The 1,373-nt window shown below is 64.5% G+C and carries 1 protein-coding gene; it reads right to left on the bottom strand.

The window, feature by feature from the left end; genetic code table 11:
* The coding region (locus D9T14_RS13200; RefSeq protein ID WP_220668358.1) for a DUF6531 domain-containing protein at window positions 1-1,304 on the bottom strand (1,304 nt) is incomplete at its 3' end.
* Window positions 1,305-1,373 lie beyond the last annotated feature (69 nt).

Below are 1,373 nucleotides of genomic sequence, written 5' to 3'. Positions count from 1 at the left end.
CGGATGCACTGCAGCCGGTCGGCGTCGTAGTCGAACATGATCGTGGCGCCGTCGGTCAGGGTGAACGACACGGGCCGGCCCGCCGGACCGAACTCCCAACAAGCGCCGGTGTTGTTGGCCACGACATAGCCGTGCTCGGTAGCCGACAGCCAGAAATTGTCGTGCTCAGCGCGATCGAAACCAGCCCCGAGCCGCGGGAAAACCAGCTCACGGCCATCCACCAGCGTCCACGTCGCCCCGTTGTCGTCGAACCGCAGGCCGCAGCCGTCGAACGACGCCCAGCCCGGGCCGTGGCCACCGATCTTCTCGCTCAGCGAGGAGTACGACCGGGCCCAGCCCAGCAGCGCGGTGCCGCCCTCGAAGCGCAGGTCCTCCTCGTTCTCGACGAAGTTGCCGGTCGCCGTGTTCACCGGATCATTCGAGAACCCCGAGGTGGGAGGGTTGCCGATCGCCTGAACCGCCGGGATCTCCAACTCCGGGCGCTTCTCGGAAACACCATTCGCCTCCAGGCTCGCCGCGATCGCCGCATCAGACACCGCCGAGATGACGCCACTGCCACCGGCCGCCTCGAAATTCGCCGCGACCACATCCGTACGAGTGCAGTCATTGTCATTCGACGTGATGTAGTTGTCGAACCCCACCAGCACCTGGTCACAACCCAGCTGACCCCACTGGCACTTGGCCCGGAAATCCTCCACCAGACCCCGCAGGGTCGCCGGGGTCTGCCGGATCTCATCGGTCGCCGCACGCTCCTCAGAAGTGAAACTACGCAGATCATCCGGCAGCGCCGACGTCGTACTCGTACCCGTCCTCGTCCCCTCGAACGGCTTACGACCACCCTTGCCCGGCGCCTCGTAGGTCTTGTTCATCTGCGGAGTCGGCTCGGCCTTGGGCGGGTTCGCATCACCATGAGCCAGATGCAAAACATCGACCGTCTCCCACACCTTCTCAGCGGTCGAACGCGCGTCCCGTTGGCGTTTCCACTCCCTCGCCGCATCAATCCGGGCCTGCTCCGCCCGCGCATCCTCCTCCAGATCCCGCACACCCTGCGCCACATCATTCAGCCGCCGGGCCAGCAACCGGGCATCCTGGTTCGCCGTCTCGATGTTCCACTCCCACAACTCCGCGTAATAGCCCTCAAAATAGGTGCCGTACGTGGTCTTTCGGCTGTTGCGTGACCCGATCTGGCCCCGCACATCGGTGGCCGCGGCATCAAGCTTGGCGGCCAGATCACCACTGACCTCGAAATCCCACACAACATCAGACGCCGCATGAAGGTCGTCAAGGCTCAGGCCATCACTCATTGCGGATTCCTCCAAGGGGGTGGATGAGGCAACCCCGCCAGTCTAGAACGATCACACCTTGTCGACAGC

The organism is Propionibacterium australiense (assembly GCF_003666605.1).
In the GTDB taxonomy this organism is placed as follows: Bacteria; Actinomycetota; Actinomycetes; order Propionibacteriales; family Propionibacteriaceae; genus Propionibacterium; species Propionibacterium australiense.
The sequence above is the reverse complement of the archived record's forward strand: the minus strand, read 5'-3'. Positions and strand labels throughout refer to the sequence as shown.